This is a genomic window from Pseudomonas sp. Q1 (assembly GCF_009935975.1).
Classification (GTDB): domain Bacteria; phylum Pseudomonadota; class Gammaproteobacteria; order Pseudomonadales; family Pseudomonadaceae; genus Aquipseudomonas; species Aquipseudomonas palleroniana.
On sequence record NZ_QODI01000003.1, the window covers coordinates 454,515 to 474,059 of the forward strand.

The following is a 19,545-nucleotide window of genomic DNA, read 5'->3' on the forward strand; positions in this document are numbered from 1 at the left end:
AAATGGCCTTCTTTTCTCTTCGTGATAGGTAACCCCCCATGCGTATCCTTGTGGTTGAGGACGAACAAAAAACCGCCGACTACCTGCAGCAAGGCTTGAACGAAAGCGGCTATGTGGTGGACTGCGCCAGCAATGGCATTGACGGCCTGCACCTGGCCGGGCAACACGCGTATGAACTGGTGATTCTCGACGTCAACCTGCCCGGCAAAGATGGCTGGGAAGTGTTGGAGCAATTACGCCGCAACGGCACCCAGCGCGTGATGATGCTGACCGCCCGTGGCCGACTGGCGGACAAGATCAAGGGCCTGGACATGGGCGCCGATGATTACCTGGTCAAGCCCTTCGAATTTCCCGAGTTACTGGCGCGGGTGCGCACGCTGCTGCGGCGCAGCGAACATATTCAACAGCCCGAAGTGTTTCGCGTGTCGGACCTTGAGTTGGACCCTCGCCGCCATCGTGCCTATCGCGGCAACCGGCGCATTGACCTGACCACCAAGGAGTTTGCCCTGCTGCAGGTGCTGATGCGCCAGACCGGCGAAGTACTGACCCGCACGCAGATCATTTCCCTGGTGTGGGACATGAACTTCGACTGCGATACCAACGTGGTGGAAGTCTCCATCAGCCGCCTGCGTGCCAAGGTCGATGACCAGAGCGAGGTCAAGCTGATCCACACCATCCGCGGTGTGGGCTACGTGTTGGAGGCGCGCCCATGAAAACCGGCAGTCTGTCGATGCGCCTGGGCCTGACCGTCAGCCTGATGGGCGCGGGCCTGGTCGTGCTGCTGGCGACCCTGGCCTACCTGGCCCTGACCCATGAGCTGGAAAAACTGGCGCGCAAGGGCCTGGAAAGCAAGATGGAACAGATCCAGCACAGCCTCGCCCTGGGCCTCGATACCCATGCCATTCGTGCCCGGCCACATTCGCTGATGGACCTGGTAATGGGCCACGACAACTTCTACCTGACCATCGTCGGCACCGCGCCCAACAACAGCGTACTGCTGAGCGTCGGTGCCAAGCCGCAAGAACCGCTGCTGACCGACTTCAAGCCTCGGGAAACCCTCGGTTACCTGAACTGGACGGACAGCTATGGCAACCAGGTACTCAGCGCCTCCAGCCTGATGCGCCTGGCCAGCGGCGAACGCGTACGGGTGCTGCTGTCGCTGGACCGCATGGACGACCAGGCACTGCTCAGCGCCTACCTGCGAGCCACTATCATCGCGCTGCCCATGTTGCTGATCCTGATCGGCATGGGTGCCTGGTGGCTGGTGCAACGCGGGCTCGCGCCATTGAAGCAGTTCAGTCATGTGGCAGCCCAAGTCACCACCCAGGACCTCACCCATCGGCTGTCCATCGATAACCTGCCCAAGGAACTGGGCGAGCTGGCCCAAGGCTTCAATGTGATGCTCAATCGCCTGGACGCCGGGGTGCAGCAGCTCTCGCAATTTTCCGATGACCTCGCCCACGAACTGCGTGCGCCCCTGACCAACTTGATGGGCAAGGCCCAACTGACCTTGTCACGCCAACGCCCGCCGGAGGAATACAAGGCCGTGCTGGAATCCAGCACCGAAGAACTGGAACGCCTGGGACGCATCGTCAACGACATGCTGTTTCTGGCCCAGGTCAGCCACCCGGCGGCACGCGCCTCATTTACGGCGGTCCCCTTGGCTGCTGAAGCCCATCGGGTCATGGAGTTGTTTGCGCTGAGTGCCGAAGACAAACAATTGACCCTGACCTTGAGCGGCGACGCCCAGGTACTCGGGGACCGCCTGATGATCCAGCGTGCGCTGTCCAATCTGCTGTCCAATGCCATCCGCCACAGCCCGGCGGGCTCGCATATTTCGTTGCTGGTGGAAACCTATGGCAACCAGGTGTCGGTATCGGTGAGCAACCCCGGCCCAGGCATCGAAGCCCAGCACCTGCCGCACCTGTTCGAACGTTTCTACCGCGTCGACAGCAGCCGCGCCCGCAACGAGGGCGGCACCGGCCTGGGGCTGGCCATCGTGCGGTCGATCATGACCTTGCACCAGGGGCAGGCCGACGTACGCAGCCTGCCCGGTGGTTTCACGCTGTTTCGCCTGGTCTTCCCACTCGTATGAGTTCATCTGACCTCAGACACCTAAATGTAGTGAGCGGGCTTGCCCCGCGCTGGGTGGCATAGCCGCCCCAACAAGGACGCCACGGTGTTTCAGGAAGACCGAGGCGCCTGGGTTTGGGGCGGCTGCGCCACCCAGCGCGGGGCGAGCCCGCTCACTACAAGGTCATTCTTCCTTGCGGTGCGCCCATTGATACAGCGCCGGCAGCACCAGCAAGGTCAGCAGCGTCGATGAAATAATCCCGCCGATCACCACCGTCGCCAACGGCCGCTGCACCTCTGCGCCGGTGCCGGTGGCGAGTGCCATGGGAATAAACCCGAGGGAGGCCACCAACGCAGTCATCAGTACCGGACGCAAGCGCGTCAGCGCACCTTCATTGACCGCGTTTGATAATGAACGCCCTTCCTCCCGCAGGTTGCGGATGAAGGCAATCATGACCAGCCCGTTGAGCACCGCCACCCCGGACAATGCGATGAAGCCCACGCCTGCCGAGATCGACAACGGAATATCCCGTAACCACAGGGCCATGATTCCGCCGGTCAGCGCAAACGGAATTCCGGTAAACACCAGCAGACCATCCTTGAGGTTGTTGAACATCATGAATAACAGCCCGAACACCAGCAGCAACGCCACCGGCACCACGATACGCAAACGCTCGGAGGCTTCCTTCAATTGTTCGAACTGGCCGCCCCAGGTGGTCCAGTAACCGGCGGGCACCTTCACCTGGCGGCTGATCGCCGTTTCGGCCTCTTCGACGAATGAACCGATATCCCGCCCCCGTACGTTGGCACTGACGATCACCAGGCGCTTGCCGTTCTCGCGGCTGATCTGGTTCGGGCCGAGCACCAGGTCCAGGCTGGCGACCTGGGACAAGGCAATAAAGCCCAATGGCCCCGCTCCGCTGCCGGCCATTGCCGGCACCGGGATCAGCAGTCGCGCAAGCCCCTCGATATCGGTGCGCAACGCATCGGACAAACGCACAACCATATCGAAACGACGATCGCCTTCGTACAAGGTCCCGGCCTGGCGCCCACCCACTGCGACGGCAATGGTGTCCTGCACATCGCCCACGTTCAGGCCAAAACGCGCGGCCTTGTCGCGGTCGATATTGATAGTCAGCACCGGCAGGCCGGAGGTCTGTTCCACCTTCACTTCCGAGGCGCCCGTGAGCTTTTTCAATGTTTCGGCAATTTCCTCGGCGGTCTTGTTCAGCACGGCCATGTCGTCACCAAACACCTTCACCGCCACATCACTGCGCACCCCGGAAATCAGTTCGTTGAATCGCAACTGGATCGGTTGCGACAGTTCATACGCGCTGCCCGGCACAATCGCACTGGCACGCTGGATATCGGCAATCAGCGCCTCGCGGGACTTCTTCGGATCGGGCCATTGCTCCTTCGGCTTGAGCATCACATAGCTGTCAGAAATATTCGGCGGCATCGGGTCGGAGGCGATTTCCGCCGTGCCGGTGCGGGCAAACACCCGCTCGATTTCCGGTACCTGGGCCAGCAAGGTTTTTTCCAGTTGCTGCTGCATCTGCACCGACTGCGTCAGGCTGGTGCCGGGTACGCGCAAGGCCTGCTGGGCGAAGTCGCCTTCACTGAGGCTGGGGATAAACTCGCTGCCCATGCGGCTGGCGACCGCCCCGGAGGCGATGATGGTCAGCACCGCCAGGCCGAACACCAGCGAGCGACGAGCCATCACCCAATCCAGCACCGGGGCATAGGCCCGGCGCGCACTGCGCATTACCAGGTTTTCGTCTTCCTGGACCTTGCCGGTAACGAACAGCGCAATCGCCGCCGGCACAAAGGTCACCGACAAGATCATCGCGCCAAGCAGGGCGATCACCACGGTGAACGCCATGGGGTGGAACATCTTGCCGGCTACACCCGTCAGGGCGAAGATCGGCAGGTACACCACCATGATGATCAGTTGCCCGAAGATCAGTGCACGCCGCGCCTCCTTGGCCGCCGCGAACACCTCATGCAGGCGCTCGCTGCGGGTCAACAAACGCCCATGACGCTGCTGCGCGTGGGCCAGACGGCGGATGGCGTTCTCGACGATCACCACCGCACCATCGACGATAATGCCGAAATCCAGCGCGCCGAGACTCATCAAGTTGGCGCTGACTTTATTGGTGAACATGCCGGTAAAGGTGAAGAGCATCGCCAGGGGAATCACCATGGCCGTAATCAGCGCCGCACGGATATTGCCCAGGAACAGAAACAACACCGCAACCACCAGCAGCGCGCCTTCAAAGAGGTTCTTCTTCACCGTGGCGATGGCTTTTTCCACCAGGTTGGTGCGGTCGTAGACGGTAACGGCCACCACCCCCTCGGGCAGCGAACGGTTGATCTCTTCGAGTTTTTTCGCCACCGCCTGGGACACGGTACGGCTGTTTTCACCGATCAACATGAACACCGTGCCCAGCACCACTTCACGGCCGTTTTCAGTGGCCGCGCCGGTGCGCAGTTCGCGGCCGATCTCGACCTGAGCCACATTGCGCACGCGGATCGGCGTACCGTCCGAGGTGGTGATCACGATGTTGGCAATATCGTCGATGGACGCCACTTGCCCCGGCGCCCGAATCAACAACTGCTCACCGCTGCGTTCGATGTAACCGGCACCGACGTTGGCGTTGTTGCGTTGCAACGCCGTGACCAGATCCCCCAGCGTCAGGTTATAGGCGGCCAGGCGTTTGGGGTCCGGGGCGATCTGATACTCCTTGGCGAAACCGCCGATGGTATTGATCTCGGCCACGCCCGGCACGTTGCGCAATTGCGGCTTGATGATCCAATCCTGGATTACACGCAGATCGGTCGGCGTATAGGGGGTACCGTCGTCCTTGCGTGCGTCGTCCTCGGCCTCGACCGTCCACAGGAAGATTTCCCCGAGGCCGGTTGAAACCGGCCCCATGGCGGTTTCGATACCCTCGGGCAGCTGCTCGCGGGCCACCTGCAGGCGCTCGTTGACCAACTGACGGGCGAAAAACAGGTCGGTGCCGTCCTTGAAAATCACCGTGACCTGGGACAAACCCGAACGCGACAGCGAACGCGTCTGCTGCAAACCCGGCAGCCCGGCCATCGCGGTTTCGATCGGAAAGGTGATGCGTTGTTCGGTTTCCAGCGGCGAAAACCCGGCCGCCGCCGAGTTGATCTGCACCTGCACATTGGTGATATCAGGCACGGCGTCGATGGGCAACTTCTGATAGCTGGCAATGCCGACACCGGCCATCAGCAGCACCGCCAGCAGCACGATGATGCGCTGCTCGATGGCAAATTGGATAAGGCGCTCAAACATGGGAAATCACTCGCAGGATCAATGGGCGTGTTCGGCCGAGCCTTTGCCCAATTCGGACTTGAGGATGAAGCTGCCGACGGTTGCCACCTGTGCCCCGGCATCGAGACCTTTGCGGACCTCGACGTAGCCGTTTTCACTCACGCCCAGTTCGAGATGGCGAGTGATAAAACCGTCCGGGGTGCGCACAAACACCGAAGGTTTGTCCTCGACGGTCTGGATCGCGGTTTGCGGCACGGTGACCTTGGCCTGGTAGGTGTCGGTGGCTACTTGCACCGTCACAAACAGGCCCGGACGCCAGGCGTCATCAGGGTTGGGCACGCTCACGCGCACGCTGGCAGTGCGCGTCTGCTCGCCGAGCAGGTTGCCGACATAAGCCACCGTGCCGAGCACATCGGTGCCCATTTCGGTGGAGCTGACTTTCACCGGTTTACCGATGCGCACCTTGTTCAGGTCTTTGGGAAATACACCGAAGGTGACCCACACCTGGGACAGGTCCGAGAGCGTGAAGGCGTTGCTGGTTTCGCTGACCACTTCGCCGACGCCAAGGTGCTTTTCCACCACCACACCGGCGAACGGCGCGCGCAACTCGTAGCGATTACCGCCCGCCAAGACCGCGCTGCCGCTCAGGGCGTTCATCTTTTGCCGAGCGTTGTTCAGGGCAATTTCGGCCTCCTGCAAAGTCTGGCGTGCCAGCAGGTAATCCTGCTCTGCGGAGATCTCGTCCTTCCACAGCTGGCGCTCACGCTGGAAGGTGGTGCGCGCCAGTTCGACACGGCGCTCGCTGGCGGCCAACTCGCTACGTTGATCGGAGATCTGCTGGCTGGCGATAACCGCCAACAGTTCGCCCTTCTTCACCGCTTGCCCGAGGTTGACCTTGACCGCCTCTACGACGCCCGCCGCACGCGGAACAATGTGCGAGGTGCGGTCTTCGTCGAAGCGTACTTCTCCCGGCAATGTCAGCAGCGTACTGAGCGCACGGGGCTGTGCCTGCGCCAGTTGAATACCGGCGGCCTGGATCTGCGCCTCAGTGAGTTCGAGTTTGCCTTCCTCTTCATCGGCGCAGGCAAAACCCGACAGCATCAGGCTCAGGGCGACGGCGAGCGCCATGCCATGTTTCTTGTTCATCAAAAAGACTCCAGAAAAAATCAAAACCGGGCGAGGTCGCCGTAGATCCGTTCGATACGCACCCAGGCGTCGGTGGCCTGGGCGGTCGCCGTGAGGTATTGGGTGCCTGCAGCGATCAAGGTGCGCTGGGCATCGAGCACGTCGAGGAAGTTGAACTTGCCCATCTCGAAGCCACGGGTGGCACTGTCGACCGCGCGCTGGGCCGCCGGCAGAATCTGCTGGTTGAACGCTTGCACCTCGGTGTTTGCGGTTTGCCACAGGTCCAGCGCCTGACGGGTTTCGGTGCGCAGCCGCAGCTCGGTGGCATTGCGCAGGTCGCGAGCCTGGTCCGCACGGCGGCTGGCGGCGAGCACATTGCCCTGGTTACGGTTGAACAGCGGGATCGGCATCGACACCCCGACCACATTCACCCGCTCGCGCACGCTGGCGTCGTATTGGCTGCCGACCGACACGTCGAGGTCGGGAATGCGTTGGGCTTTTTCCAGGCCCACACTGGCTTCGCTTTGCAGGATCTGTAACTCGGCCAGACGCAATTCGGTGGTTTGCGCAAGGCGTGACAGCAATTGCGCAGAGGACGGCAAGGGCGGTGAGGATTGGCTTTGCGTGGCGACAGCCTGGAAGTCAGGCGCGGCGCTGCCGGTGCTAGCGGCCAAGCGGCGGTAGGCATCGGTGAGGCCGACCTGCGCACGGTTCAACTCCAGGCGAATCTCGGACAGTTGCACCTGGGCGCGGGTAGCTTCCACCGGTGAGGATTTACCGGCGTTGACACGCCCATTGGCGACCACCAGGCCGCGTTCGGCCAAGGCCATTGAGCGCTGCGCGAGGTCGAGGCGTTCCTGGGCGCGCAGGGCGCTGTAATAGCTGTCGATCACTTCGGCGCGAAGGCCGTTGCGGCGCTGCTCCAAGGACAGCGCGGCGGCGTCCTGGGCGCGGGTCGCCACGTCGATTCGCGCACCGCGCTTGCCGCCCAGCTCCAGGGTCTGGCTGAGTTTGACGGTCGTGGTGCGGCTGTTGCGGCGGGTGTCTTCCGCGTCCCAGGAGGCCACCGGGTTGGGGATCAAGCCGGCCTGTTGGCGACCGCCCTGGGCAATCTCGATCTCCCATTGCGCAGCCGCCAGTTCAGGGTTGTTGGCGAATGCGGCTTGCAAGGCTGAGTCGAGGGTGAGGGTTTGCGCCTGGGCGACACTTGCGGCCATCCACAACGTCATCGCGCCTAAAAATGCTCTTACGGAAATTGCCATAACGAAAGTTCCACGCCCATGAAGTCGCTGAGGTTCCCAGCGGGGGCAATGTAACTTTCGTTACTTATCAGAGCGGTGGGTGGAACATTACAAATCCGTTAGCCGGGATCAGGCGTGAACCTCGTCGTGCTCGTCATGTTGAAAACCCTCCCCTTCGACCTGAATGGTCGCGTGGGAAATATCGAATTGTTCATGCAGCATTTCCGTGACCGCACTAAGGATTTGTTGCTCGGTGCCCTTCGACGCGTCCGCCACCAAATGGGTGCTCAGCACATTTTTGCCGCTGGTCAGGGCCCAGATATGCAGGTCGTGCACGCCCTTGACCCCGGGTACATTGCCAATGGCCTGCTCGATCTGATCGATATCCAGGCCCTGCGGAACACCTTGCAGCAGCACGTTCATGCTTTCCTTGAGCAGCGTCCAGGTGCGTGGCAATACCCAGAAACCAATCGCCGCCGCGACCACGGAGTCGATCCAGCCCCACCCCGTGAACATGATCACCACCGCCGCGATGATCACACCGATGGAACCGAGCATGTCGCTCCAGACCTCCAGGTACGCGCCTTTGACGTTCAGGCTCTCGCCGCTGGCGGCGCTGAGCAGGCGCATGGAGATCAGGTTGACGACCAACCCCAGCACCGCGATCACCAGCATGCCGGTGGACTGGATTTCGGCGGGCGCCTGTAACCGTTGATAGGCTTCGTAGAGGATGTAGAACGCCACCGCGAACAGCAGCAGCGCATTGAACGCCGCCGCCAGGATTTCGAAACGGGCGTAGCCAAAGGTGCGCTTGCGGTCGGCGGGGCGCTTGGCGACCTGGATCGCCACCAGGGAAATCGCCAGAGCCAAGGCGTCGGTCATCATGTGCGCGGCGTCCGACAACAGTGCCAGGCTGCCGGTGATGAAGGCACCGATCACCTCGGCGATCATGAAGCTGCCGGTCAACCCCAGGGCAAACCAGAGTTTTCTTTCGTGGCCGGCGCGTACTTGGGCGTGGCTATGTCCTGCACTCATGAAATGTCTTCCTGTGAGGGTGTCCGTCGATCATAGAGCTATAGGCCAGATCTTCGGACCTGCATTGCAAACTTGTCATCCGCTCGCCAGCTCGCCGTTACATTGGCCGCACCAAAATCGCTCATGACCGCTCTGGAACCGCTCTATCGGGTATGCTTTTCGAGCAGGAAACAAAAAGAAACATATTAGCCAACCTGTTCGATAAGGAGTTCCCTCTTGGAGTTATCGACTGCTGCGTGGATGGTTCACGACACACGCCTCATGTTTTGCGTCCTGCTGGCCATCGCCAGCATCATCGTGCTGATCAGCGCGACCAAATTACCGCCGTTCCTGTCGATCCTGATCGGCACCTTTATCGCCGGTGTCGGCGCCGGGCTACCGCCGGAAGAAGTTGCCAAAGCCTTCAGCAAAGGCGCCGGGGCGATCCTCGGTGAGGCCGGCATCATCATTGCGCTGGGCTCGATGCTCGGCGCGTTGATGGCCGAATCCGGCGCAGCCGACCGCATCGCCACCACGTTGCTCGGGCTGGGCAAGGGCAAGTCATTGCCGTGGGTAATGGCCCTGGTGGCGATGGTCATCGGCCTGCCACTGTTCTTCGAAGTGGGCCTGGTGATGATGGTGCCGATCATCTTCGTGATGGCCAAGCGTTCGAACCAGCCTCTGCTTAAAATCGCCATCCCGGCGCTCGCGGGCATGACCACCCTGCACGCCCTGATGCCACCACACCCCGGGCCGCTGATTGCGGTGGGCGCGTTGCACGCCGACCTGGGCCTGACCATGTTGCTGGGCTTCTGCCTGGCGGTACCGGCCGTGATGCTGGCTGGCCCGATCTATGGCAACTGGCTGTCTAAACGTCTGCACGTGGATGAACCGGCCGATATCGGCGCGCTGTTCAGCGCACCGCCCAAGGCCCCGCGCCAGCCGAGCTTTGGGGTGTCGTTGCTGATCATTCTGTTGCCGGTGATTCTGATGCTGGGCAGCACCCTGGCCAAAGTCGCGCTGCCGGCAGAAAGCAGCATCGGCCTGACCTTGAAGTTCCTCGGTGAACCACTGATCGCCCTCGGCCTCGCCGTGATCGCCGCTGTGATCTGCCTGGGCTGGGCCGCCGGCATGCCCCGCGCCGATGTCGGCAACACCCTGCGCAAAGCGCTCGCACCCATCGCCGTACTGCTGCTGACGATCGGCGCCGGCGGCGGCCTCAAGCAAACCCTGCTCGACGCCGGTGTCAGCCAGACCATCAGCAAGGTCGCCGAAGGCGCACACATGCCTTATCTCTTACTCGCCTGGCTGATCGCCGTGGCCTTGCGCCAGGCCACCGGCTCAGCGACCGTCGCCACGACCACCACAGCCGGCATTCTCGCGCCGATGATGGCCGGGCTGGCGGCAACGCAGAGCTCATTGGTAGCCCTGGCGATTGGCGCAGGCTCGGTGTTCTTCTGCCACGTCAACGACGCCGGGTTCTGGATGGTGCGTGAGTACTTCGGCTTACAGCTCAAGCAGACGATCTGGGTGTGGTCGGTACTGCAGACTATTGTGTCGGTCGTAGGTTTGATCGGGACGCTGTTGCTCTGGCATTTTCTGACCTGAGCCTCAGGCAGCCAAGGTGTGGCGCTTGCCAAACAGCGCCACACTCGCCACACCCACCGCCCCCATCACCGCGCAGTAACCCACACAAATCCACGGACTGGTCGGCATCAGCGCAATCAGCAACAGCGGCGTGGTACTCGCCCATAGCGCGTAGGCAATGTTGTAGGTAAAGGAAATCCCCGACACCCGCACCTGCGCCGGAAACAGCCCGACCATCACCGACGGCACCGCACCGACTACGCCACAACTCAAGCCCGCCAAGGCGTATGCCGCGCCCAGCCATACGCCACCGGCGATCAGGCTGGCGTACAACACCGCGATGCCTACCGGCAGCAGCAGGCTGTAGACCAGCACCGCACGCCAGGCGCCGATGCGGTCGACCAAAAGGCCGGCGAGCACGCAGCCGATGTTCAGGAAAACAATGCCCAACGCGCTCAAGGCGAAGGTGTGGCTGGGGCTCATACCGAAGGTTTTCTGCATCATGGTCGGGGTGATGACCACCAGTACCACCACGGCCGATGTCAGTACGCACGTGAGGATCATTGCCGGCAGCAACACGGCGCGATGCTCACGCAGCACGGTGCGCAGCGGCAGTTCGGCAGCGGCCTGGCGGCGTGCCTGCATTTCGAGGAACACCGGGGTTTCGCTGAGCCAGCGGCGCAGCCAGACGCCGATCACACCGAACACACCACCGAGCAGGAACGGGAAACGCCAGGCGTAATCGAGGATTTCGGCGGGGCTGAAGAGTTGCGCCAGCAGCGTCGCGGTGAGGGCACCAAGCAGGTAGCCGAAGGTCAGGCCGGCTTGCAGGAAACCCAGGGCGTAGCCGCGGTGATGGATCGGGGCGTGCTCGGCGACAAAGGTCCAGGCGCTGGGCACTTCGCCGCCGACCGCCGCCCCTTGCAGCACGCGCAAGGCGAGCAGAATCAGCGGTGCGAAATAGCCGATTTGCGCGTACGTCGGCATGATCCCGATCAGCAGGCACGGCAAGGCCATCATCAGAATACTCAGGCTGAACACACGCTTGCGTCCCAGATGGTCGGCGAAATGCGCCATCAGGATGCCGCCCAGCGGGCGTGCGAGATAACCGGTGACGAAGATGCCGAAGCTTTGCAGCAGGCGCAGCCACTCCGGCATTTCCGGCGGGAAGAACAGTTGGCTGAGGGTCAGCGCGAAGAATACGAAGATGATGAAGTCGTAGATTTCCAGGGCGCCGCCGAGGGCGGCCAGGCCCAGGGTTTTGTAGTCGGAGCGGGAAAAACGCTGCGCCTGTGAAGAGAAGGTGGCAGTCATGTGAAAGCTCGGCAGACAAACAAAATGGCGTGCAGGTTATGAGCTGAGCCCAATGATGGCAATCACGACAGATATATTTGTTTTCCTCATTGATCGATGAAGATAACTGCATTCCCATATCAATAGCCGTAGCGGAACATGCCGTAAAACTGCCGAACCTCATAATAAATACAAGAGGAATGACTCGTGGCCGATGCTATCGAAGAAAGCCGCTATGCCCGCTTTGCCCTGCGCTGCTCCAATTTCGCCGAGCGCTGGTTTCCTGACTCCTGGGTGTTTGCCGCCCTCGCCGTGATCATCGTGGCCGTGGCGACCCTGGGCATGGGCGCCGCGCCCACTGAAGCCGCCAAGGCTTTTGGTGACGGTTTCTGGAGTTTGATCCCGTTCACCATGCAGATGGCCTTCGTGGTGATCGGTGGTTATGTGGTGGCCAGCTCGCCACCTGCGGTGAAGTTGATCGACCGGCTGGCGCGTATCCCGAAGAACGGCCGCTCGGCCGTGGCCTGGGTGGCGTTGATTTCCATGGTCGCCTCCTTGCTCAACTGGGGCCTGTCCCTGGTGTTCGGTGGGCTACTGGTACGCGCACTGGCCCGACGCACGGATTTGCGCATGGACTACCGCGCCGCCGGTGCGGCTGCCTATTTGGGGCTGGGCGCGGTGTGGGCGCTGGGGTTGTCGTCATCCGCCGCGCAGTTGCAGGCCAACCCGGCGAGCTTGCCGCCCTCGATCCTGTCGATCACCGGGATGATCCCGTTCACCGACACCATCTTCCTGTGGCAATCCGGCGTGCTGTTGCTGGCGCTGATCGTAGTCTCGCTGATCATCGCCTACGCCACCGCACCAGGGCCGAACAGCGCCCGCGATGCCAAGGCGTGTGGCGTCGACCCAGCCTTCAACCTGCCCAAGCCGCAAGCACCGAGCCGCCCTGGCGAATGGCTGGAACACAGCCCGCTGCTGACCATCCTGCTGGCCTTGCTGGCCGCCGGCTGGCTGTTCCATGAGTTTTCGAGCAAGCCGGCGATCAGTGCGATCTCGGGGCTGAACACCTACAACTTCCTGTTCATCATGGTCGGCGCGCTGCTGCACTGGCGTCCGCGCAGCTTCCTCGATGCAGTGGCTCGCGCCGTGCCGACTACCACCGGCGTGCTGATCCAGTTCCCGCTGTACGGCTCGATCGCTGCGTTGATGACCGTGGTCAAGGGCGGCGATGGCCAGACCCTGGCGCACCATATCTCGACCTTCTTTACCTCTATCGCCTCCCACGACACCTACGCACTATTGATGGGCGTGTACTCGGCGGTCCTGGGCTTCTTTATTCCGTCAGGCGGCGGCAAGTGGATCATCGAAGCGCCTTATGTGATGCAAGTGGCCAATGACTTGCAGTATCACCTGGGCTGGGCAGTGCAGATCTACAATGCCGCCGAAGCGCTGCCGAACCTGATCAACCCGTTCTACATGCTGCCGCTGCTGGGCGTGTTGGGGTTGAAGGCACGGGATCTGATCGGGTTTTCGTTCGTGCAACTGCTGGTGCACACGCCGTTGGTGCTGTTCCTGCTGTGGGCGCTGGGGACGACGTTGAAGTATTTGCCGCCGGTGATGCCTTAAAAGCAGCGCAAGCTTCAAGTTACCGGCGTCACGCTTGTCGCTTGAAGCTTACGACTTGAAGCTGTCTTCGTTCCGTCACATTGCATTGCTACCGTCCTGCGAAATATCTTGCAACATCTCGCCAGCAAGGACTCCCAGCAATGAGTGACGAGCACGAAGAACGCCCTTCCCCCGATTCCGTAGCCCAACCGCCGGTCGATACCAGCCGCCGGCGCTTCCTGGGGGGCGCGGCGGTGCTGGGGGTGGGCGCGACGTTGAGTGCCTGCGGCAACGCCAACCAGACGCCGGGCAAACCGGTGGAGCGGCCACTGACGCCGCAAGAGCTGGACAAGGCCCTGCACGAGCAGGTGAAAACCGTGGTGGTGATTTATGCCGAGAACCGCAGCTTCAACAATCTGTTTGCGGACTTCCCTGGCGTAGAAAAACCCTTGTCGGCGCTGTCGGCCGCAGACACCCAGCAACGCGACCGCGACGGCAGCCTGCTGAGCACATTGCCACCGGCCTGGGGCGGTGTGTTGCAAGTCGGCCCACAAACGGTGGATGGGGTGACCTATCCCAGTGAAGTGCAATTCCAGGAAAACCTGCCCAACGCACCGTTTGCCCTCAAGGGGCCGAACGCCGAAGACCTGCCGCTGAGCCTGGTCACCCGTGATTTGTGGCACGTGTTCTATCAAAACCAGATGCAGATCAACGGCGGCAAGAACGATAACTTCGTCGCCTGGGCCGATTCCGGTGGTCTGGTAATGGGTTATTACGCCCAGAGCCGTTACTCCCTGCGCCTGTGGGACGTGGCCAAGGAATTTGTGCTGTGCGACAACTTCTTCCAGGGAGCATTCGGTGGCTCGTTCCTTAACCACCAGTATCTGATCAGCGCTACCGCGCCGTTTTATCCCAATGCTGCGCAATCGGTCGCCAAGGCCCAGATCGCCACGCTGCAAAGCGATGACCCGACCGACACTCGTCTCAAGCCGTTGGACAAGTCCCCCGCCAGCGCCATGACCGGCCCGCCGCAGTTCGGTCCTAGCGCACTGACCCCGGATGGTTACGGCGTGAATACCTTGGCGCCGCCCTACTGGCCGACCTGGATTCGCGACCCGCAAAACCCGGACTACGCCAAGGCCGATCTGCCCAACGTACTGGTACCGCAGACCCACGAACACATCGGCGACAAGTTGTCGAAGAAGAACGTCGACTGGGCCTGGTATGCCGGCGCATGGCAAGCGACCCTGGACCAGTTCAAGGATTCGGGCGGCATCCCGAAGATCCCGAACTTCCAGTACCACCACCAGCCATTCAACTATTTCAAGCAACAAGGTCCGGAAAATCGCGCTGAACGCGACAAACGCCTGCGCGACGGCGGCTTGGGCGATGAGGCCAGCACCAACAAATTCTTCGCCGACGCCCAGGCCGGCAAGCTGCCCGCCGTGACCTTCTACAAGCCCCAGGGCAACCTGAACATGCACGCCGGTTACGCCGACGTGGCATCGGGTGATCGCCACATCGCCCGCGCCTTGAAAGTCCTGCAGGAAAGCCCGCAGTGGAAAAACATGGTCGTGGTGGTCACCGTGGATGAAAACGGCGGCTGGTGGGACCACGTTGCTCCGCCCAAGGGCGACCGTTGGGGCCCGGGCAGCCGGGTGCCGGCGCTGGTGGTGTCGCCATTTGCCCGTAAAGGCACGGTTGACCATACGGTGTACGACACAGCATCGATCCTGCGCTTGATCACCCGGGTGTTCCAGTTAGAGAAACTGGACGGTCTCAAGCAACGGGATGACGCGATGATCGCCCGTGGCCAGAAGCCCATGGGCGACTTGAGCAACGCATTGCAGTTCAATGTGTAGGTTTTCTTATCCAATAGCGACACACCGGGCGATTTAACACGCAGTTTTGCTGGTCAGCCGCTACTGTGTGGGGGTGGGCTTTCACCCCGCGCAGACGGGCTTTCGCTGACAAGGAATCAAGCATGTTCAAACCGACCCGGTTGTCTTTTGCCCTGGCCGCACTCTTGGGGAGTGCGGCCGTCCAGGCTGATATCGAAGTGCCGCTAGGCAGTACGCAGCGCGTCACCCAGTTGTTCGCTTTCCCCAATAATTGCAACGTGATCTGCTTTCGGCCCTGGTCGCTGGAACAGACCGTCGAGCACTACTTGAACCAGAGCCTGCAGCGTGATGGCTACAGCCGCGCCAAGGTCAGCGTGAAGACCCACGAGGGTCAGCTCTCGGCGACCTTCAGCGGCGTGCCTGACAACTACGGCCAGCCTTTGAGCAAATTGCTCGACACCGCCGACCTGGCTTACCAAGGCGCCAGCAAGCTCAACAGCGACGGTAAGTGGGCGTACAACTGGTACCTGTTCCTGCCGTTGGGCATGGCCCTGGAAAACCGCAAGAGCATTGAGCTGCTGCACTTCCCGCCGGACTACTCACTGACCCAGGCCCAGGACTACCTGGAATCGGCCACGACCGACCGTTGGGCGACCTTGCTCACCGACAACGGTATCCCGGCCACAGAAACGCCTGCGTACCAGACGATCATCGATATCGCTCCCGTCGCTGCACCGTCTAACGCGGGCAAGGATCTGGAAGGCGTCTACAGCTATTTCAACGGCTACCAGACACGCATGGTCCAGGAGCTGAGCCTGACGCCAAGTGGCTCCTTGCCGATGGTCGCGTTCGGCGCACCGGTGCGCAATTGGATCAAGCAGCAATACGGCCAGACCGTCGGTGTGCTGGGCCTGGCGCAGATCAGCCCGGCCGCCGGCAAAACAGTCTCGGTGCTGGGCTCCAACCATCCCAGTTACATCTGGTATGCGGCTGACCCGGCCACCTATGACGGTAACGAGCAAAAAGCCGATGAAGCGGGCTTGAAAGTCATGGGGCAGGATTTGAGCGCCGCCTGCTGGCAAGCGGGGATGGGGCAGAAACCGGCCGGCGATCCCAATGTGTTGCTTAAAGCGTGCATGAACACCTGGCAAGTCACGCGCAAGGAACAGACCTGTGAGCTGTTCTACACCTCGGTGCGCAACCTGACACCGGAGCAAGCCAATGCCAAATGCGCTACGCCGGTCATCAAGGCCCAGCTCAAACAACTGAAAACCGCCGCTCCAATCCCCACCCTCGCAGCCCCAGCGTTGTAAATCACGCAAAAAACCCGGGTTTCTACTGTCAGATTTGACAGTAGAAACCGGATCCAACTTCGATGATTCTTGAGCAGCCCCCATCAGCTGCGAGACTGGTAGTCAGACAACATCAGCAAGTCGATGCAGCCTAACCCAGGAGAGTCATGAAAACTCATGCCATGGATAAGGCCAAAGCGTCTGTAAATGACTGCCTTTACCCCTTCAAGACACTGCTTGTCGAACAGGGTTACCCTTCGACCAAGCAATTCAAGGTTTTGCAAGACGTTGAGGGTGCCGGCGCCGGGGTCAAGGCCCGCGTGGCCTTCGACGCCCGCGTGCGCATCGCCAAAGTCTCCGGCTACGCGGTCAGCGAGCGACGCCTGCATACCTTGCAGTTGTCGTCACGCATCCACTTGTACGACCGCTGGTTCGCCGGCTTATTGATGCACTCGTGCAACCCGAACGTGTTTTTCGACACCACCTACCTGGAGGTGTGGACCGTGCAGCCCCTGCGCGCCGGCACAATCCTGAGCATGGATTACGCGAATACCGAAGACGTGTTGTTCCGGCAGTTCGCTTGCCAATGTGGCGAGCTGAACTGCCGGGGGTGGATCACCGGCAGCCAGGAGCCGCTGAACGCCGAAGGCCAGGCGTTCATGCAGCAGTGGCGGATGCGCAAAAGCCCTTAGGCTTCACCCAGTGGGCGCAAGCGATACTGTGGCGGCAACTGCTCAAAGCCACTGATGGTGGTGTTCAAGCTCTTCCAGCGCCCATCCTTGATGCCGTAGATGCAGCCATGGATCGACAGGCTCTGCCCACGGTGCCAGGCGTTTTGCACAATGCTGGTGTGGCCGACATTGGCCACCTGCTGAATCACGTTCAACTCGCAGAGGCGGTCGACGCGTTCTTCTTCGGTGGGCAATTGGGCCAGCAGGTCGCGGTTCTCGTAATAGAGGTCGCGAATCGTGCGCAGCCAGCCGTCGATCAGGCCGAACTGGCGGTCTTGCATCGAGGCACGCACGCCGCCGCAGCCATAGTGACCGGTCACCAGGATATGTTTGACCTTGAGCACGTCGACCGCGTACTGGATCACCGACAAGCAGTTGAGGTCGGTGTGCAGCACCACGTTGGCCACGTTGCGGTGCACGAACAGATCACCCGGCAGCATGCCGACGATCTCGTTAGCCGGTACGCGGGCATCGGAGCAGCCGATCCAGAGGTATTCCGGCGTTTGCTGGCGGGCGAGCTTGGCGAAGAATTCGGGATCTTCCTGTTTGATCGCGTCCGCCCAGCGTTCGTTGTTATCAAGTAAGTCTTGTAGTTCGTTCATCAGGGAAAGCCTCAGGAATGGTGCGCAGTTTTGTGACTGACAACCCGTCGTCCGGGTCACGCTGAGTGCTAATTAGCTTGAATCTTTAGGCTGCCGCGCCTGTCCACACACTATAAGCCCCACAGTATGAGGATTGGCCATGACCGAATCACGACGCCCCTACGGCGCCACGCAGCCCGAACCGATTGATGACAACGAAGATCGCATGGGCTCGATGCGCGAGCTGGATTTTGACGAAGAGGAACCGACGGCGCAGATAGGTGAAGAGATCCCCCCGCGTGAGCGCGAGCACCTGATACCCGCTGAACGGGCGCGGGAGGCCGGCATGACCGGAGCTTCGACGGCCGCTCATGAGTCGACCGACGACGACATGAGCCCGGAAACCCTGATCCGTGAAGACGGCGCGCGGGATGCTCGAGAAGCTGGCGATGGCGACGCTGCCGATTATGACCTGAGCATTGTCGATGAAGACGAGATTGGCGGCGGCAATGGATTGGATGAGGCCGAGTTGGCCGACATCGACCCGGTAGACGGTAGCCGCTGACACACCGCCGGAGCTGAATGTGGGAGCAAGCCGCTCCCACACGAGGCCTGCGCCCTAGTCGACGAGGGTGCAGGCCATCACGACGGCATCTTCGCGGCCACCCACGGCGGGATAATAATCGCGCCGACGCCCGATCTCGTTGAAGCCGTAGCGCTCATACAAGCGAAACGCGCTGGTATTGCTGTCCCGCACTTCGAGGAAGCACTCGCGAGCGTTGGCGGCGTAGGCGCGGGACATCAGGTGTTCCAACAACGCCAAGCCCAGGCCGCGGCCCTGGTTTTCCGGCTTGACGGTGATATTCAGCAAATGCGCTTCATCGAGGATGATCTGTACAACGCCGTGGCCGACTTGTTGCTCGCCTTCGAACATCAGCCAGATCTGGTACTTGCCCAAGCCATCAAGGAAAATCCCGCGGGTCCACGGATGGCTGAACGCCGCGTATTCGATTTTCAGCACCGCGTCGAGGTCAGCCTCGGTCATCGGGCGGAAGGATAAAGCCTCACTCATCAGTCGTTTTCCAGCGCGCCATCAGCCGGCGCATGGCTTGCCAGACATCAGCCTTACGCTGTGGCTCTTCCATTAATAATTCCAGGCCCGGCAGGGCCCAGACCAGGCCCAGGCCCTCGACCTGCAGTTCACGGTACCAGGCTTCGGCATTGGCCTCGCCGGCGAAACGCACGGCGGGCAGGCCGATCAGCCACAGGCATGCACAGGGTTCGTCTTCCAGGCGCGCCGACACAAAGCCTTGCACAAAATCCCGCGCCGCTTCCGGGCCCTGGTCCATGGTGCCGCGTACCAGCAGCGGCCAGCGCACCGGGTCGCCGACGATTTGCGGGCTGTCGGGCAGGCCGGCGGCGCGCAGCATGTCCTTGAGCAGCATATAGGCCGGGTCGCGGGTCTGGAAACGCTCGCCAGTGGGCAGTTCCACCAGCAACAGGCAACGGCCGGCGCGCAGTAATTGCAGGGCGAAGCGCGGCGGCGGCACGACCGGCGCCTTGACCACCGGCGCAGTCTCTTCAGCCACCACCGGCTTGGTCACGGGCGATGGGCGCGGTACTTCGATCTTCGCTCGCTCGACCACAGGGCGCGATTGGGCTACGGGGTTGACCACCGCCACGGGCGCTGCGGCCTCTTCGCCCGATGACTCGAACGCCTCATAGGGTTCAAGCGCCTGCAACAGCTCAGGCCGCGACGGCGCGGCAAACGGCAGTTCGGTGCGGGGCAGCCAGTTGACCACCTGCATGGCGGTCAAGTAAGCGCGACGTCGGGACTCGATAAGCACAGCTCGGCCACTTGTGG

Annotated in this window: 16 protein-coding genes; 8 read left to right on the forward strand and 8 right to left on the reverse strand. The window is 61.7% G+C overall.

The window, feature by feature from the left end; translation table 11 throughout:
* Positions 1 to 38 precede the first annotated feature (38 nt).
* Complete coding sequence (locus DK870_RS07265) at positions 39 to 713, forward strand: heavy metal response regulator transcription factor (RefSeq protein ID WP_060754775.1); 675 nt, start codon at positions 39 to 41, stop codon at positions 711 to 713.
* Complete coding sequence (locus DK870_RS07270) at positions 710 to 2,095, forward strand: heavy metal sensor histidine kinase (RefSeq protein ID WP_161548339.1); 1,386 nt, start codon at positions 710 to 712, stop codon at positions 2,093 to 2,095. Before DK870_RS07265 ends, DK870_RS07270 begins: the two co-directional genes overlap by 4 nt.
* 162 nt (positions 2,096 to 2,257) lie before the next feature.
* Here DK870_RS07270 and DK870_RS07275 read toward each other — a convergent pair whose 3' ends face one another.
* The 4 genes from DK870_RS07275 to DK870_RS07290 form a co-directional block, all read right to left on the reverse strand.
* Complete coding sequence (locus DK870_RS07275; RefSeq protein WP_161548340.1) at positions 2,258 to 5,392, reverse strand: CusA/CzcA family heavy metal efflux RND transporter; 3,135 nt, start codon at positions 5,390 to 5,392, stop codon at positions 2,258 to 2,260.
* An 18-nt stretch (positions 5,393 to 5,410) separates the two neighbouring features.
* The gene (locus DK870_RS07280; protein WP_161548341.1) at positions 5,411 to 6,517 is read right to left on the reverse strand and encodes an efflux RND transporter periplasmic adaptor subunit; all 1,107 of its coding nucleotides are present in this window, start codon (positions 6,515 to 6,517) and stop codon (positions 5,411 to 5,413) included.
* A 20-nt stretch (positions 6,518 to 6,537) separates the two neighbouring features.
* Positions 6,538 to 7,758, reverse strand: coding sequence for a TolC family protein (locus tag DK870_RS07285; RefSeq protein WP_161548342.1), 1,221 nt, complete (start codon positions 7,756 to 7,758; stop codon positions 6,538 to 6,540).
* 108 nt (positions 7,759 to 7,866) lie between these two features.
* Complete coding sequence (locus DK870_RS07290) at positions 7,867 to 8,772, reverse strand: cation diffusion facilitator family transporter (protein WP_161548343.1); 906 nt, start codon at positions 8,770 to 8,772, stop codon at positions 7,867 to 7,869.
* 216 nt (positions 8,773 to 8,988) lie between these two features.
* Here DK870_RS07290 and DK870_RS07295 point away from each other — a divergent pair, with 216 nt between their 5' ends.
* On the forward strand, positions 8,989 to 10,359 hold the full coding sequence (locus tag DK870_RS07295; RefSeq protein WP_060754769.1) for a gluconate:H+ symporter: 1,371 nt from the start codon (positions 8,989 to 8,991) through the stop codon (positions 10,357 to 10,359).
* Positions 10,360 to 10,362: 3 nt separating this feature from the next.
* On the opposite strand, the gene DK870_RS07300 is transcribed toward DK870_RS07295, so the two are convergent.
* On the reverse strand, positions 10,363 to 11,652 hold the full coding sequence (locus tag DK870_RS07300; RefSeq protein WP_090366969.1) for an MFS transporter: 1,290 nt from the start codon (positions 11,650 to 11,652) through the stop codon (positions 10,363 to 10,365).
* 186 nt (positions 11,653 to 11,838) lie between these two features.
* Here DK870_RS07300 and DK870_RS07305 point away from each other — a divergent pair, with 186 nt between their 5' ends.
* The 4 genes from DK870_RS07305 to DK870_RS07320 all read left to right on the forward strand — a co-directional run bounded on the left by DK870_RS07305 (position 11,839) and on the right by DK870_RS07320 (position 17,061).
* Complete coding sequence (locus DK870_RS07305; RefSeq protein WP_161548344.1) at positions 11,839 to 13,257, forward strand: short-chain fatty acid transporter; 1,419 nt, start codon at positions 11,839 to 11,841, stop codon at positions 13,255 to 13,257.
* Positions 13,258 to 13,397: 140 nt separating this feature from the next.
* Positions 13,398 to 15,098, forward strand: coding sequence for an acid phosphatase (gene acpA, locus DK870_RS07310; RefSeq protein ID WP_161548345.1), 1,701 nt, complete (start codon positions 13,398 to 13,400; stop codon positions 15,096 to 15,098).
* 122 nt (positions 15,099 to 15,220) lie between these two features.
* On the forward strand, positions 15,221 to 16,390 hold the full coding sequence (locus tag DK870_RS07315; protein WP_161548346.1) for a hypothetical protein: 1,170 nt from the start codon (positions 15,221 to 15,223) through the stop codon (positions 16,388 to 16,390).
* Positions 16,391 to 16,536: 146 nt separating this feature from the next.
* Positions 16,537 to 17,061 (forward strand): hypothetical protein, encoded by a 525-nt coding sequence (locus DK870_RS07320; RefSeq protein ID WP_060754764.1) that lies wholly within the window; start codon positions 16,537 to 16,539, stop codon positions 17,059 to 17,061.
* Here DK870_RS07320 and can read toward each other — a convergent pair.
* The gene (can, locus tag DK870_RS07325; RefSeq protein ID WP_010213394.1) at positions 17,058 to 17,702 is read right to left on the reverse strand and encodes a carbonate dehydratase; all 645 of its coding nucleotides are present in this window, start codon (positions 17,700 to 17,702) and stop codon (positions 17,058 to 17,060) included. The genes DK870_RS07320 and can overlap by 4 nt on opposite strands.
* 139 nt (positions 17,703 to 17,841) lie before the next feature.
* Here can and DK870_RS07330 point away from each other — a divergent pair, with 139 nt between their 5' ends.
* Entirely contained in the window at positions 17,842 to 18,246 is a 405-nt protein-coding gene (locus DK870_RS07330) for a serine kinase/phosphatase (RefSeq protein ID WP_161548347.1), read from the forward strand.
* A 54-nt stretch (positions 18,247 to 18,300) separates the two neighbouring features.
* Here DK870_RS07330 and rimI read toward each other — a convergent pair whose 3' ends face one another.
* Together rimI and DK870_RS07340 are read right to left on the reverse strand one after the other, a co-directional pair.
* Positions 18,301 to 18,753, reverse strand: coding sequence for a ribosomal protein S18-alanine N-acetyltransferase (gene rimI / locus DK870_RS07335; protein ID WP_090366980.1), 453 nt, complete (start codon positions 18,751 to 18,753; stop codon positions 18,301 to 18,303).
* Positions 18,746 to 19,489: a hypothetical protein gene (locus DK870_RS07340; RefSeq protein ID WP_060754761.1), complete on the reverse strand. Its 744-nt coding sequence runs from the start codon at positions 19,487 to 19,489 to the stop codon at positions 18,746 to 18,748. Before DK870_RS07340 ends, rimI begins: the two co-directional genes overlap by 8 nt.
* Positions 19,490 to 19,545: the final 56 nt, after the last annotated feature.